Source organism: Pseudomonas sp. Ost2, from assembly GCF_018326065.1.
Classification (GTDB): domain Bacteria; phylum Pseudomonadota; class Gammaproteobacteria; order Pseudomonadales; family Pseudomonadaceae; genus Aquipseudomonas; species Aquipseudomonas gingeri.
In genome coordinates this window covers 6797013-6811195 of sequence record NZ_AP021904.1, presented here as the reverse complement: position 1 = coordinate 6811195, position 14183 = coordinate 6797013, and the positions used below count along the sequence as shown (strand labels likewise).

13 protein-coding genes are annotated in these 14183 nt (G+C 66.1%); 3 read left to right on the top strand and 10 right to left on the bottom strand.

Going from position 1 to position 14183, the window contains the following annotated elements; all coding sequences use genetic code 11:
• Positions 1-60: 60 nt before the first annotated feature.
• From dgcB to KI243_RS30210, 3 genes are read left to right on the top strand one after another with little or no spacing between them, the layout of a single operon-like run.
• Positions 61-2004 carry a dimethylglycine demethylation protein DgcB gene (dgcB, locus tag KI243_RS30220; protein ID WP_017128351.1) on the top strand — a complete coding sequence of 648 codons (1944 nt, stop codon included), beginning with the start codon at positions 61-63 and terminating at the stop codon, positions 2002-2004.
• Positions 2004-3224, top strand: coding sequence for an electron transfer flavoprotein subunit alpha/FixB family protein (locus KI243_RS30215; protein WP_103032704.1), 1221 nt, complete (start codon positions 2004-2006; stop codon positions 3222-3224). Before dgcB ends, KI243_RS30215 begins: the two co-directional genes overlap by 1 nt.
• Positions 3225-3239: 15 nt before the next feature.
• Positions 3240-4010 carry an electron transfer flavoprotein subunit beta gene (locus KI243_RS30210; RefSeq protein WP_177130726.1) on the top strand — a complete coding sequence of 257 codons (771 nt, stop codon included), beginning with the start codon at positions 3240-3242 and terminating at the stop codon, positions 4008-4010.
• 330 nt (positions 4011-4340) lie between these two features.
• Here KI243_RS30210 and KI243_RS30205 read toward each other — a convergent pair whose 3' ends face one another.
• The 10 genes from KI243_RS30205 to KI243_RS30160 all read right to left on the bottom strand — a co-directional run bounded on the left by KI243_RS30205 (position 4341) and on the right by KI243_RS30160 (position 14181).
• Entirely contained in the window at positions 4341-6185 is a 1845-nt protein-coding gene (locus tag KI243_RS30205) for a secretin and TonB N-terminal domain-containing protein (protein ID WP_244861792.1), read from the bottom strand.
• Between the two features lie 30 nt (positions 6186-6215).
• The gene (locus tag KI243_RS30200) at positions 6216-6734 is read right to left on the bottom strand and encodes a hypothetical protein (RefSeq protein ID WP_212810227.1); all 519 of its coding nucleotides are present in this window, start codon (positions 6732-6734) and stop codon (positions 6216-6218) included.
• Positions 6731-7288 (bottom strand): GspMb/PilO family protein, encoded by a 558-nt coding sequence (locus tag KI243_RS30195; protein WP_212810226.1) that lies wholly within the window; start codon positions 7286-7288, stop codon positions 6731-6733. The genes KI243_RS30200 and KI243_RS30195 overlap by 4 nt, the downstream gene beginning before the upstream one ends.
• 14 nt (positions 7289-7302) lie before the next feature.
• A complete protein-coding gene (locus KI243_RS30190) occupies positions 7303-7845 on the bottom strand; it encodes a hypothetical protein (RefSeq protein WP_212810225.1) in 543 nt (180 codons plus the stop codon).
• Entirely contained in the window at positions 7845-8591 is a 747-nt protein-coding gene (locus tag KI243_RS30185; RefSeq protein WP_244861791.1) for a hypothetical protein, read from the bottom strand. Before KI243_RS30185 ends, KI243_RS30190 begins: the two co-directional genes overlap by 1 nt.
• A complete protein-coding gene (locus tag KI243_RS30180) occupies positions 8572-10206 on the bottom strand; it encodes a GspE/PulE family protein (protein ID WP_212810224.1) in 1635 nt (544 codons plus the stop codon). Before KI243_RS30180 ends, KI243_RS30185 begins: the two co-directional genes overlap by 20 nt.
• A 4-nt stretch (positions 10207-10210) precedes the next feature.
• Positions 10211-11389 (bottom strand): type II secretion system F family protein, encoded by a 1179-nt coding sequence (locus KI243_RS30175; protein WP_212810223.1) that lies wholly within the window; start codon positions 11387-11389, stop codon positions 10211-10213.
• A complete protein-coding gene (locus KI243_RS30170) occupies positions 11386-11880 on the bottom strand; it encodes a lytic transglycosylase domain-containing protein (protein ID WP_177118884.1) in 495 nt (164 codons plus the stop codon). Before KI243_RS30170 ends, KI243_RS30175 begins: the two co-directional genes overlap by 4 nt.
• A gap of 18 nt (positions 11881-11898) precedes the next feature.
• Positions 11899-12339 (bottom strand): type II secretion system major pseudopilin GspG, encoded by a 441-nt coding sequence (gene gspG / locus KI243_RS30165; RefSeq protein ID WP_212810222.1) that lies wholly within the window; start codon positions 12337-12339, stop codon positions 11899-11901.
• 276 nt (positions 12340-12615) lie between these two features.
• Entirely contained in the window at positions 12616-14181 is a 1566-nt protein-coding gene (locus KI243_RS30160; protein WP_177118882.1) for a lytic polysaccharide monooxygenase, read from the bottom strand.
• Positions 14182-14183: the final 2 nt, after the last annotated feature.

Here is a 14183-nt window from a genome sequence, read left to right as displayed (position 1 = left end):
CCACAGGAACCGAGTAAGGCATCTCGACCTGCAAGACCCGAGGTCTTTGGGAGCTGCACCATGTTGAACACCCTTCTTCCCATCCTGCTGTTCGCCGCCCTGGGCCTGGCTGTCCTCGGCGCGCTGCGGCGGGTCGCCATGTGGCGCCGCGGCCGACCGTCGAAAGTCGATCTGCTCGGTGGCCTGTTCGCCATGCCCAAGCGCTACATGGTCGATCTGCACCATGTGGTGGCGCGGGACAAATACATCGCCAATACCCACGTCGCCACGGCCGGTGGCGCGGTGGCCTCGATTGTCCTGGCGATCCTGGTACACGGCTTCGGCCTGCATGACCGCATCCTCGGCTATGCCTTGCTGGTGATGTCGGCGGTGATGTTCGTCGGCGCGATCTTTGTCTATCTGCGGCGCCGCAATCCGCCGAGCCGCCTGTCGAAAGGCCCGTGGATGCGCCTGCCGAAAAGCCTGCTGGCCTTCTCGGCGTCGTTCTTCCTGGTCACCCTGCCGGTGGCCGGCATTCTTCCGCAAGACTTCGGCGGTTGGGTCCTGGCCGTGATCCTCGGCCTCGGCGTGCTGTGGGGCGTGTCGGAACTGTTCTTCGGCATGACCTGGGGCGGACCGATGAAGCACGCCTTCGCCGGTGCCCTGCACCTGGCCTGGCACCGTCGCGCCGAACGCTTCGGCGGCGGCCGCTCCACCGGCCTCAAGCCGCTGGACCTGACTGATCCGCAGGCACCGCTGGGGGTCGAGAAACCCAAGGACTTCACCTGGAACCAACTGCTGGGCTTCGATGCCTGCGTACAGTGCGGCAAATGTGAAGCCGCCTGCCCGGCGTTCGCCGCCGGCCAGCCGCTGAACCCGAAAAAACTCATCCAGGACATGGTGGTCGGCCTGGCCGGCGGCACTGACGCGAACTTCGCCGGCAGTCCGTATCCCGGCAAGGCGGTCGGCGAACATTCCGGCAACCCGCACCAGCCGATCGTCAACGGCCTGGTGGACGCCGAGACCCTGTGGTCCTGCACCACCTGTCGCGCCTGCGTCGAGGAATGCCCGATGATGATCGAGCACGTCGATGCCATCGTCGACATGCGCCGGCACCTGACCCTGGAAAAAGGCGCGACCCCGAACAAGGGCGCCGAAGTCCTGGAAAACCTGATCGCCACCGACAACCCAGGCGGTTTCGCCCCCGGCGGGCGGATGAACTGGGCGGCGGACCTGAACCTCAACCTGCTCAGTGACAAGAAAACCACCGATGTGCTGTTCTGGGTCGGCGACGGCGCCTTCGACATGCGCAACCAGCGCACCTTGCGCGCCTTCGTCAAAGTGCTGAAGGCGGCCAGGGTCGACTTCGCGGTACTTGGCCTGGAAGAGCGCGACAGCGGTGACGTGGCGCGACGCCTGGGCGACGAGGCCACCTTCCAACTGCTGGCCAGGCGCAATATCCAGACCCTGGCCAAGTACGGCTTCAAGCGCATCGTCACCTGCGATCCCCACAGTTTCCATGTGCTGAAAAACGAATACGGTGCCTTTGGCGGCGATTACCTGGTGCAGCACCACAGCACCTACATGGCCGAACTGATCGCTGCCGGTGCCCTCAACCTCGGGCAGCACAAGGGCAACAGCGTGACCTATCACGACCCGTGCTACCTGGGCCGCTACAACGGCGAGTATGAAGCGCCGCGTGACGTGCTGCGGGCACTGGGGATCGAGGTCAGGGAAATGCAGCGTTCCGGTTTCCGTTCCCGTTGCTGCGGCGGCGGTGGCGGTGCGCCGATCACCGACATTCCCGGCAAGCAGCGGATTCCCGATATGCGCATGGAAGATATCCGCGAAACCGGCGCCGAACTGGTGGCGGTCGGTTGCCCGCAATGCACGGCGATGCTCGAAGGCGTGGTCGAACCGCGCCCCCTGATCAAGGACCTGGCCGAACTGGTGGCCGACGCCCTGCTAGAAGAGGCGGCGCCGAGCAAACCGGCGCCCAAGCGTGAACCCGCGGAGGTGCATTGATGAGCGACATTATCCGCCGCGATCCCCGCGCCGAATGGATCGCCCGCAACCGTCTGCATCCGCTGCATGCGGCCATGCAGCCGGTGCAACACAGCTGGATGGGGCCTAACGGGATCGTTCGCAAGAATGTCCACGGCATCGGTTTTATCGGCCCCAACGGTATCAAGCGCATCGACCGCAGCGGCGCCCAGCAGGGCGGCGCGAGCAAGCGTTCGGCCACTGTCGAAGTGCAGTTGCCGCTGCATCAGGTGCCGCAACCGGCGTTCTACATCAGCGTGGTGCCGGACATGGTCGGTGGTCGCCTGAGCAGCCACGACCGCGACCTGCTTGGCCTGGCCCATCAACTCGCCGGCAAGGACGGCGCGGTATTGGCCGTGGTCTTCGGCGAGCACAAGGAAAGCGCCTTTGCCGCGGCGGGTGTCGACCGCCTGCTGGTGCTTGAAGGCAACGAGTTCAGCGGTTATTCACCGGAACAACGGGTCCAGGGCCTGCGGGCTGTGGATAACCAGTTCAACCCCCGCCACTGGTTGCTGCCGGATAGCCGCAGCGGCGGTGGCGAACTGGGCCGCCGGTTTGCCGCCAGCCTGGGCGAACGCCCGGCGACGCGGGTCTGGCAGGTCAAGGGCGACGAGTGCATCGGCCGTGCCGGTGCCGGCCTGCAGGACCTGGCGCGGCCATTGGCGCGCCTGATCCTGGCGGCCGCCGAATGTGCCGAACCGGTCAGCGAAACCCGTCACGAGGCCTTGCCGGTGGAGTTATCCACAAGCATCGCCCGCAGCCTGCCCCGTATCGAGGATCTGGGCGCGGTGGCGGTGGACCCGGCGGCGATTCCCATGGCCGAGGCCGAGTTCATTTTCTCCGGCGGCAACGGGGTCAAGGACTGGGCGCTGTTCCACGAGACGGCGGCGGCGCTCGGGGCCACCGAAGGGGCTTCGCGGGTGGCGGTGGACGACGGTTTCATGGCCCGCGACCGCCAGGTCGGTGCCAGCGGTACCTGGGTCACGGCGCGGGTCTATGTGGCCGTGGGGATTTCCGGGGCGATCCAGCACCTGCAAGGCATCGGTGCCTGCGACAAGGTGGTGGCGATCAACCTCGATCCGGGCTGCGACATGATCAAGCGTGCCGACCTGTCGGTGATCGGCGAGAGCAGCGAGATCTTCCGCGCCCTGATCGCGGCGGTGACGGCATATCGCAACGGCGCCAAGCGCGATGCGGCTTAAGGTAGGGATGACGTCATGAGTACGAATGTAATCAGCCTGGTGTCCATCGGCGCCCACCCCACCTCCGGCCGCGCCCGGCGCGCCGAGCAGGATGCCCGCGCGGTGGAACTGGGCCTGCAACTGGCCGGGGATGACTTGCAGGTAGTGCATGCCGGCGATGTCGCCGAGCCGGCGCTGCGGGCCTACCTGGGCATGGGCCTGGACGAATTGCGGGTGCTGGAGCAACCGGCCGGCGCCGATGCGCTGCCGGCGCTGACCGATTACCTGCGCGATGCCGGGGCCCAGTTGGTGCTGACCGGCAGCCAGGCGGAAACCGGCGAGGGTTCGGGCATGCTGCCGTTCCTGCTGGCGGAAAACCTCGGTTGGCCGCTGGTGGTGGGTCTGGCTGAAGTCGAGTCTATCGAAGGCGGCGTGGCCCATGTGCTGCAGGCCTTGCCACGGGGCCAGCGGCGCCGGTTGAAAGTCCGCCTGCCGTTCCTCGCCACGGTGGATAACGCCGCGCCCAAGCCGCGCCAGAGCGCCTATGGCCCGGCCCAGCGCGGGGTGTTGCACGCCGAGGAAGTCGAAGTGCTGGAGGATGAGTTGTTCGCCGGTGCGTTGCTGCAGCCGGCCAAGCCACGGCCCAAGCGTCTGAAGGTAATCAAGGCGAAGAGTGGCGCCGACCGCATGAAAGCCGCCACGGCCAAGGCCAGCGGCGGCGGTGGCCAGGTGCTCAAGGGCGTCAGCGCCGAAGCGGGTGCCGAGGCGATCCTCAAGTTGCTGATCGAGGAAGGTGTCGTGCGCTGACAACTGCGGTCGTTGATTCCTGTGGGAGCGGGCTTGCCCGCGAAAGCGGCGGTGTGGCTGGCATCGTCATCGCTGGCAAGCCAGCTCCTACAAGGTCCCAGGTTAGACGACAGTCCGCGGTGCGCCCCCATCCTGTGGGAGCGGGCTTGCCCGCGAAAGCGGCGGTGCGGCTGGCATCGTCATCGCCGGCAAGCCAGCTCCTACAGGGTTCCAGGCTGGGCGACAGTCCGTGGCGGGGCCTTGTCCTTTGGCATGAGACAGCCTAGGGCGGCGGAGCGGTCGGTGCGGCCGCCGGCGGTTGCTCCGCCGGTTTGGGCAGCGGCGACTCCATCACCGGTTGCTCCATGGGGGCCGGTTCTCATTCGCCCGCGGTACCGCCAGGGGTGGTGGAATAGCGTTGCCGCCGGCACCACCGCTGGTCTGCATGTTCAGGTTCTGGCTGTTGTGCAGGACCATGCCCTCGGTCGAACTGCGCGCCTCGGTGCCGCTGCTGAAGGTGCTGACCTGGGACGCCGGCAGGTCGAGGTTGCGCTCGATCCGCGGGGTGATCAGCAGGATGATCTCGCTCTTGCCCTGCTCGCTCTTGTTCGTGCCGAAAATCGCCTGACCCAACCCTGGAAGACGACTGAGACCCGGCAGGCCGCTGCCCTCGTCGATATCGGCGGTGCGGATCAGGCCGGCGACCACCTGGGTTTCATTGTTGCGCGCGGTCAGCGTCGTGCGGGTCGAGCGCGAGCCCAGTTCGAAGGTCGGCGGGATGTTGTCGGTGCCTTCGTTGCGCTTGGTGATGTGGGTCATGTCGATCACCATCTGCAAATTGATTTCGTCGTTGAGGCTGATATTGGGCTGGACCTCGATGCTCAGCCCGACATCCTGGTAGGAGACCGAGGCGGTGGTCATGAGGTTGGCGGTGGTCGAGGTGATCACCGGAATCTTGTCGCCGATCTTGATCTCGGCCTTTTCCCGGTTCTTCACGCGGATCCGCGGATTGGCCAGCGTCACCGTGTTGCCGCTGCGTTGCAGCAGGTTGATCTTGGCTTCCAGGCTGCCGACTTCGAGCTGGCGCCCACCCAGGCCTGTGGCGGACGAGATGGTGCCGGGCAACGAGAGGCCGATGGAGCCGGGGTAGTTGATCCCCAGGTTGAGTTCGTCCACCAGGCTGACTTCCATTACCTGGATATCGATGGTCACTTCCGAGTCGGCCAGGTCGATGGCCTGTACCAGCTTCTCCACGGCGCTCAGGGTTTCCAGGCCGTCGCGCACGATCACCGCGCTGAGCCGTTCGTCCACCAGCACTTCCTTGGGCTTGAGCAACTGCTTGATCTCGGCCGCCGCCAGTTTCGGATCGGCGTGGCTGAGGTAGAAGGTCCGCACGGCCAGCTCGCGGTACTCGCGCTCCTTGTCCGGGCGCGAAGGGTAGATCAGCACGGTGTCGGCATTGAGCACCTTCATCTGCAACTGATGGGTCGACAACAGCAGGTTCAGCGCATCCTCGGCGGTGGTACGGGACGCGGAGATACTGGCGGCCGCGTTCGGGTTGACGTCCTTGTCGATCACGAAGTTGATCCCCGACAGCCTGGCGATGGTCTCGAAAATGGTGGTCAGGCTCTGGGAACTGAAGTGCAGGCTGACCGGCTTTTTCATCGCCTCGCTCAGCTTCGGCTTGAGGCTCTCGACGCTGACCAGGGTGCGCGTCAGGCTGTCGCGCAGGTCCAGCGCGTCACGGTAGTTGGGTTGTTGCGCGATGATCTGGCGCACCAGGGCCAGGGCCTCCCGCGGGTTGCTCTCGCGCAGGGCATTGGCCCGCGCCAGTTCGGGACGCAGGCGGGCAAGGTTCTGGATCGTGCGGATGGCCTGGCTGGCGCCGAGGTTGCCGGGGTCGTACTTGAGGATCTGCTGCATGGCCGCGATGGCCCCGGCATCGTCGTTGCGCGCCAGCGCGTCGCTGGACTGGCGGCTGTACTGGTCGACCAGTTGTTCGGTCCGGCTGAACAGCGCGGCGCGCAACTGGATGTCGTCCGGGTGTTCTTTCACGGCGGCGCGCAGCACATCCACCGAGCGGGTGATATCACCGTCCTGGCGCAGCAGCTCACTCTCGTTGAGCGGGCCTTGGGACTGGCAGGCCGTCATCCCGATCACCAGCAGGGCCAGCCATGGCCGGATAGATTTTGACATGATCGTTCTCTTCGCTAGAGCCGTCCGTGCTCAGGGAGTATCCAGGCGCAACGTGGTCACCTGGCGCAGGGGCAAGTACGTCAGCACCACGCTGGTGTCGGTCAGTTTGTCCAGTCGATAGTCCTTGCCCAGTGTCGCTCCCGGGCGGATATGTCCTTCCACCGAACAGCTCTTGCACAGGGTGTAGCGCACGCCCTGGCCTTGCAGCACGACGATCTTCGACTGGCCCTGGTAGCGCCATTGCGCGCTCACCGTGAAGGGCATCGGCGGTGCCTGCGGGGCGACGGGTTTCGCCGGCGCGGCGGGTGGCGCTGGTGGCAGCCAGCTCTGGCTGGGAAACAGATCCACCAGCGCCGTGGCTTGGGGCGGCGCGCTGTCGTCGGGCACCGCTGGTGGCGTGGCGAGCGGCACGCGCGTCGGCGGGCCGGGGGCCGGGATGGGCCCCGGGTTGACTGGTGGCGCAGGCGTGTCCAGGTCCTGCCAGAACAGCCAGCCACAACCGAGCAGCACCACACCGAGCAGCACGCGCAGATACAGCGGCAGCTTCACTTGAGCACCGCCAGCAGGCTGACGCGCAGGCGGATATCCAGTTGCGCGGTGGTGATGTCCTTGCGTTGCAGGCTCAGGCTTTCTATGCGCACGGCCGGTTGTCGCGCCACTTCATCGAGCGCCTTGCGCAAGGTCGGATAGGCGCCGCTCAGCGGAATATCCAGCTCCAGGCGCCGGGTCTGGTCGTCCCCCGGGGACGAGTACTGGAAGTCGGTTTGCAGGACCGCGAAACCGTTTTGTTGCAAGACCGTCAACAGGCTTTCCAGGCGTGCCTCGAAGCTGTCGGTGTCGGGCAGGCGGCGGACCGCCTGCGGCTCGGCGGCATGCAGGTCCAGCGGGCCTTCGGCGATACCCGCCCGGGCCTCGCGCAGACGCAGGGCGCTGTCTTCCAGGCCGGGGACGACCAGGCCCTGGCGAATCACCAGGGCGGCAACGATCAGCAGCAGCGCCAAGCCGCCCCAGAAGCCGAGGAGGCGTTGCACCTGGGCCAGGGACCAGCGCAGCCGCGCCTGGAGTTGGGCGGCGTCGGGCCATTGGCGGATCATCGGCTTCATGGCCTGTCCGCTCCCTATGGGGCACTGAGTTTGAATTTGACGCTCATCGGCAGCATCGGATCGCGGGTATTGCGCGCGCTCTGTTGCAGGCTGACGGTGAGGCCGGTGTCGGTCTTGAGTTTCTCGATAAAGCGCAGGCTGCCTTCCAGGCGCTGACTCTCCAGGTCCAGGCTGAGCTCCCGGGCCGCGGTGTTGACCTCCAGGCGCAACAGCGCGACGTCCGGTGACCAGGCCTGGCCGAGGGCATCGAGCAGGGCGAAGGGCGTGGCGTTCTGGCGGGCGAAGGTTTCCAGCTGTTTTTTCTGCAGGGGCGAGGTGCGCAGGGAGGCCTGCATCAACTGTTCCTGCTGAATCGCCATGGCGGTGAATTGCCGTTCCACCTGCTCCGCCTCGGCTTCGCGGACCAGCAGGGCCTGCCAGTCCGACCACAGCAGCAGCCACAGGGCGAGGGCGACCGCGCCCAGCAGGAGCACCAGCCAGAGACTGGCCCGTTCTCCACGCAGGTCGATCAGCGGCGCCCGCGGGCGCCGCCAGCGCCGAATCAGGGTCGAGTTCATCAGGACGGCTCCGCCAGCCAGGGATGCAGCGGTCCCAGCCAGCGCCAGGGCATTGTCGTCGACGGTTCGAAGGCCGACTCGACGGCCACCACCAGGGTCTGCTGTTCCTGTTCGTCGCACAGCACATCGGCCATCAGCAAGGCATCGGACAAGGGCGTTTGCGGGTTCAGCGGCAGGACGCAGACCTGCGCCGGCCAACCCTGGTGGGCGAATACGCAACTGAGGGCGCCGGGTTCGCGAACGGCGAAGCGGTAGTCCTCGGGCAACCCGGGCCAATGGCGTTGCAGGGCATCGATCAGCAGCGGCGCGCAACGCCTGATGGGCAGGTGACGGGCCTGGAACAGGGCCTTGAGGGATTCCATCAGTTCCGTGTTGACCGCCGCCGCCAGGCGCACGCGGCCGAACGGCGCGGGATCGATCGAAACCTGCCATTGGGCGGGGTCGAGATCGTTGTGCTGGCTGAACAGCGCCATGGCGAAGCCTTGCCAGTCGAGCGGGCTGTAGAGGCCTTCCTGCCAGGGCAGGACCCGGTAATGCACATGGGGAAAGCCCAGCAGCAGGGTGGCCCGCTCCAGGTAGCTCACGCGACCATGAGGTGCCCGCTCCAGCAGCGCGGCACAGGCCGCCAGCGGATCCCCCCGTTCGTGGTCCTGCCAGGGAGGGCCGGCGGGCCAGCGCGGCCGTGCGGCCCAGCGGACTTCGTCCTGGGCCAGCAGCACCACGTGATCAATAAAGGGAGAGGACACGGTGCACCTCCTGCAAGGTGGTGTGTCCGGCGGCGGCGCTCGCCAGCGCGATATCGCGCATGAAGCGGTGGCCCGACTCCCGTGCCAGTTCGCGCAGGGCGGCGGCCGAGCGACGTTGCAGCAGGCCTTCCTTGAGCGCGTCGGTGACGGTCAGCACTTCCGCCAGCGCCAGCCGGCCGCGATAGCCGGTATGGCGGCAGGCTTCGCAACCCCGGCCGAGCCGGTAGTGGCTGCCGGGCGCATCGGCCGGCAAGTGCGCCAGTTGCAGCAGTTGCGCGTCGGGCTCGGTGGCCTCGGCGCATTCGCTGCAAACCCGTCGCAATAGCCGCTGCGCGACCACGCCGTTGAGCGCCTCGACAAAGCTGGCCGGCTCCACCTTCAGGTAGTTGAAGCGTTCCAGCACGCTGAACGCGCTGTTGGCGTGCACCGAGGACAGCACCAGGTGGCCGGTCAGGGCGGCCTGCACGGCGATCCCGGCGGTTTCGCCGTCGCGGATCTCGCCCACCAGGATGGTGTCCGGGTCGTGCCGCAGGATCGAGCGCAGGCCGCGGGCGAAGGTCAGGCCCTTCTTGTCGTTCACCGGGATCTGCAACACGCCGGGCAGCTCGTACTCCACCGGGTCTTCGATGGTGATGATTTTCTTCTCGCCGGTATTGGTCTCCGACAGGGCGGCATACAGCGTCGTCGACTTGCCGCTGCCGGTGGGACCGGTGACCAGCAGCATGCCGTAGGGCTCGCTGGCCAGCAGGCGGATGCGGCCGATCGCGTCCGCGTCCAGGCCCAGGCTGTCGAGGCTCAGGGACTCGCCGCGCTGGGACTTGTCCAGCACCCGCAGCACCGCATCCTCGCCGTGGATACTGGGTATGATCGAGACCCGGAAGTCGACGTCGCGCTGCTGGATGCGCGCCTTGAAGCGACCGTCCTGGGGCACCCGGCGCTCGCCGATATCCAGGCCCGAAAGCACCTTGAGCCGTGACAGCGCCTGCTCGGCGGTGTCGAGCCCGGCGCTCTGGCCGATCTGTTGCAGCACGCCATCGATCCGGTACTTGATCACCAGGCCTTCGGGGGTGCTCTCGACATGGATATCGCTGGCCCGGCTCTGCAGGGCATCGAAGAGCATCGAGTTGACCAGTCGCACCACCGGATTGTCATCGCGGGCGATGCTGCTCAGGGAGATTTCCTGGACCGCCTCGGCCACCCGCGCGTCTTCGTCGTCACGGGCGAACGGGTCCATCACCCGTTGGCTGGCCTCGGCCTTTTTCAGTTGCGCCTCGACGACCCCCGGCAGACTCATCGCCAGGGCCATCGGCGCCAGTTCGGCATGGGCCTGCAGCCACTGGCGACCGCTCAGGGAGAAGGGCGCGCCGAGCACCAGGTAGGCCTGGCCGTCGATCTCCACCGGCAGGGTCCGGCGGTTCAGCGCCTGGGGCAGGGTCAGGGTGTCGAAGCGCTCGTGACCCTCGACCTGGGCCTCGGTGAGTGGCGTCAGGCCCAGGAGCGCGGCGACGTCGGCGAGGTGTTCCGGCGTGTCCTCCAGCACCTGTTGCAGGTACTCCGCCAACGGGATGTTGTCCTGTCGTGCCTGCTGCTGCCATTGCTGCCTGAGTGTGTCCATCGTGCTACCCCTGGATGGAACCGGCCAGTTCGAAGATCGGCATGTACAGCAGGAACACGATCAGCCCGATCAGCCCGCCGACCACCAGCATCAGCAGCGGCTCGAAGACCTTGCTGAACAGCTCGATGGCGCGCTCCAGCGCTTCGTCGTGGAACTGCGCGATACGCTCGCACATGGACGCCAGTTCGCCGCTCTGCTCGCCGACGCGCAACAGGCGCTCGGCGACCGGGGTGGTGAGCCGGTGGCGGGCGAGGGTGGTGGACAGCAGCTGGCCGGCGCGGATATCGCCCAGGCTGCGGTGCAGGTCGCCCTGGCGCTCGGCCGGCAGCAGCGCCCCGGCCATTTCCAGGGCCGACACCGCTGGCATCCCGCCCATCAGCAGCATGCCGGCGGTGCGGTAGAAGCGCGCGAGGATAAACAGCGTGCGCTGGGCACCGAGGCTGGGGATTTTCCACAGCAGGGCGGCCAGGTGACGCTTGACCGTCGCGGTTCGCGCCAGCAGCACCAGGGCGGCGATCACCGCCGCCAGGCCGCCCATCAGCAGGCCGCCCTGTTGCTCCACCAGTTCGCCCCACCAGACCATGAACCGCGCGGTCGCCGGCAGGTCGCTCATCGCGTCGAACACCGAGGCGAAGCGCGGGATCACGAAGAACAACAGGAACAGCAGGATCACCGCGCCCACGCCGAGCACCACCAGGGGGTACATCAGCGCGCTGCTGACGCGCTTCTTCACGGTTTCCAGATGGGCTTCGAAGTGATGGTAGCGGCGCAGCGCCACCGACAACTGGCCGCTGTGTTCGGAAGAAGCGGCGGTGGCCACCAGCAGGTCGGGAAAGATCGCCGGCTTGGCCTGCATGGCCCGGGAAAAGGCGTTGCCCTGGTACATCGACTCCAGCAATTCGCTCAGCACTTGCCGGTTGATCCCCGGCGCGGCCTTGTCGCGCAGGGTTTCCACCGACTCCACCAGCACCAGCCCGGCATCGAGCAGCACCACCAGTTCCTGGATAAACAGGCCCAGGGCGAAACGCGCACCGCGTCCCGGCCATTTGAACGAGGCACGCTGGCGCAGCGAGACCACCTGGGCGTCCTGCAACTGGCGGCGGGCATCGTCGAGGTCGGCGGCCTGCAGGCGCAGGTTGCGTAGCTGGCCCTGGCGGATGACGCGGGCATCGAACTCCCTCATGGTCGTCCACCGTTGCGCGCGGCGAGCGTGCCCGCGCTGCGTTGGCGCAACTCCAGCAGGCTGGCGTAGTAGCCCCACACCCGGCGGGCGTAGCGGCTGCGGTTGGCGTCGCGCTCGACGCGGGCACCGGCGTTGTAGGCGCCCACGGCCTGCCAGCCGTAGCCCAGTTGCTGGACGAACTGGGCGAGAATCCAGGCGCCGGCCATGACACTGGTGCAGGGCTCGTCGAGCAGGTTCTGCTCGGCGATCCCGAAGGCGGCGAGGCGCTCCAGGTGGCGGCTGTTGATCTGCATCAGGCCGATATCACGGCTGCCATCGCGGTTGGTGTTGCGTGCCCGCGGATCGAGCCCGGACTCGGCCTGGGCAATGGCGTAGAGCAGCAGCGGATCGATGTGATAGCGCTCGCCGGCGTCCTGGAAACAGTTGGCCGCGCCGGTCCCGGCCATCAGCAGCGCACCCAGGGCGATCAGCAGTTCGAATGAGTGGCGCATGGGCGGGGGACTCCGGGCTCAGAAGCCAAACACGATGTCGGCGTTGGTCCCGTCGCCCGCGGCCTTGCCATCGCGGCCCAGGGAGATGATCTCGACTTCATGGCCGGCGCCGGGGTTCTTGAAGAGATAGGGATTGTTCCAGGGATCGGGCGGTACGCCCTTGGACAGGTACGGCCCGTGCCAGCCGGGTTCGCTGGCCGGCCGTTCGACCAGCACGTTGAGGCCCTGGGCCTCGCTGGGGTAATGGCCGTTGTCCAGGCGGTACTGCTGCAGGGCATCGGCCAGAGATTTCATCTGGCCCTTGGCGGTCTGGACTTTCGCCAGCTCCAGGCGGTCGAACATCTTCGGCCCGACATAGCCGGCGAGCAGGGCGATGATCAGCAGGACCACCAGCAGTTCGAGCAGGGTGAAGCCGAATGAGGGCTGTGCGAGGCGCGGGCGTGACGATGGACCGTTCATGGTGGCCGCTCGGCTGATGAGGCAGGGAACGCGGTTACTTCATAACCTATTCCGGCCCTACATCAGGTGGGCACCACCGGCAGGTACACGTTGAACATGTCTCATGGGTGAATGACTGACTGTAACTCTAGTTCAATACCCCCGGCGGCAAGGGGCTGGGGGTTATATCTCTTTATTATTAAAAAGAGAACCCTTGTTGTCGGGAAATATAAAAATGAATACAGCGCAGGGATGACGCCGTACATGAAGTACGGCGTCACGGGGCCTCACCCATTGCTAGAGCTTTTCCCAGGCTTCCTGCCAATGGACGCCGGTGCCGGGGGCATAGGCCCAGGCCGCGCCCTTGCACCAGGCGGTATAGGGCCAGGGTTTGCACTTGTACGTACTGCCGGCGTTGCTCACGATATCGCCGGCCTTGTAGTCCGTACCCTCCACGTAGGGTGGTGCATCGCCGCCGCCCGATGCCGGGGTCGCGGTCAGGGTCACTTCGGCTTCATGGCGTTTCTTGTTGGCTTCATCGTAGACGTTGAGCAACAGCTTCGCGGTCGAGACCTTGTCACTGGCTGGTGTGGTAATGGTGAAGGTGGGTTCGGTGTTGGAGCCATAGGTCCAGCCCGGCCCACCCACGAATGCCCAGACATAGCGCAGTGGCGTGCTGTTGTAGGAAATGGATTTGCGGCCGTCCAGGGTGAACCGTTCACCGGCCTTGATCTGGGTCGCCCCCTCGATCACCGCCACGGGGGGGCGTTCATCCACCGGACCGGGGTTCTCGCCATCGCCTTCGGCGTCGATGGACATCTGCGTGGAGTTTCTGGCATCGCTCAGGTAGTTGTAGTTGGCGTAGACGTCAGTGGGATTGAAGGTGATGGTTTCATCTTTTTTGACCCCGACACGAATGAGGTGCTGGCTGCTGCTCAACTGGTTTGCCAGTTGCGCGCCCCACACCGCGGGATTCTGGTTGCTGGCGTCGATGGGCAGTTTCAGGTCGACCAGTTCGCTGACCGCCCGGTCATGTCCGAATACGCGAAAGTGCACGGTATCACCGGCCTTTGGATCGATCCCGTTGCCGTCGATAAACACCTTCTCCTTGATCCAGGGGGATGGTTGGGTCTTGTCGTCGAAAGCGATATCGCTGCAGCCGTAGAAACCTTCACCCTCCGGATCGCGGCGTTGCCAGCGGGTGAAGAGCACGGCATTGCCCGTGCGGCCCGGAGGAATCTGCACCTTGAGCAGAAAGAACGTGTTGGGGTCCGAGATGATGGGCGCGGGGGACCAATCCTTGCGGACATCGGTCAGTTCCTGGGCGTGAATCAGTTCCAGGTCGTCCCACCCCAGTTTACGGGTCGCGCTGTCGTAGCCGGGCTTGCTGAGGTAGACCCTGATGAAGCTGGGCATATGGGGCTGGGTGGTGGCCAGGCGCACCGTGATCTTGCCCGAGTCATCGGGTGTCACCTTGGTCTTGGTCCACTGCGGCATGGCCATGTTCAGCACATCCATCCCCGAGCGGTTTGCCGAGCAGAGCTTGCCGTCGGGTACGATTCTCCTGGCGGCGGCATCGCCGCCGTCCGGATCCGCGTAGCTGCCTTTGATGTTCGCGCTGACCTCATGCCATTGAGTGATCCCGTGGACCAGTTGTGCCGGGTATTCGGTCTTGGCCCTGCGGCAGCCCTCGTCCTTCATCTGCTCGGGAGACCCGTTGAAGTCCTGGAAGCTGCGGCACAGTACCTGGCGTGTCGCAGGCGATTCGATCGCCCCATGGCTCCAGCCCAGCGCCGGCATCGCCAACAACGCCGCCAGGGCGCAGCGGATAATGGATCGTGCGTAGAAATGTAAGCTGTTCATAG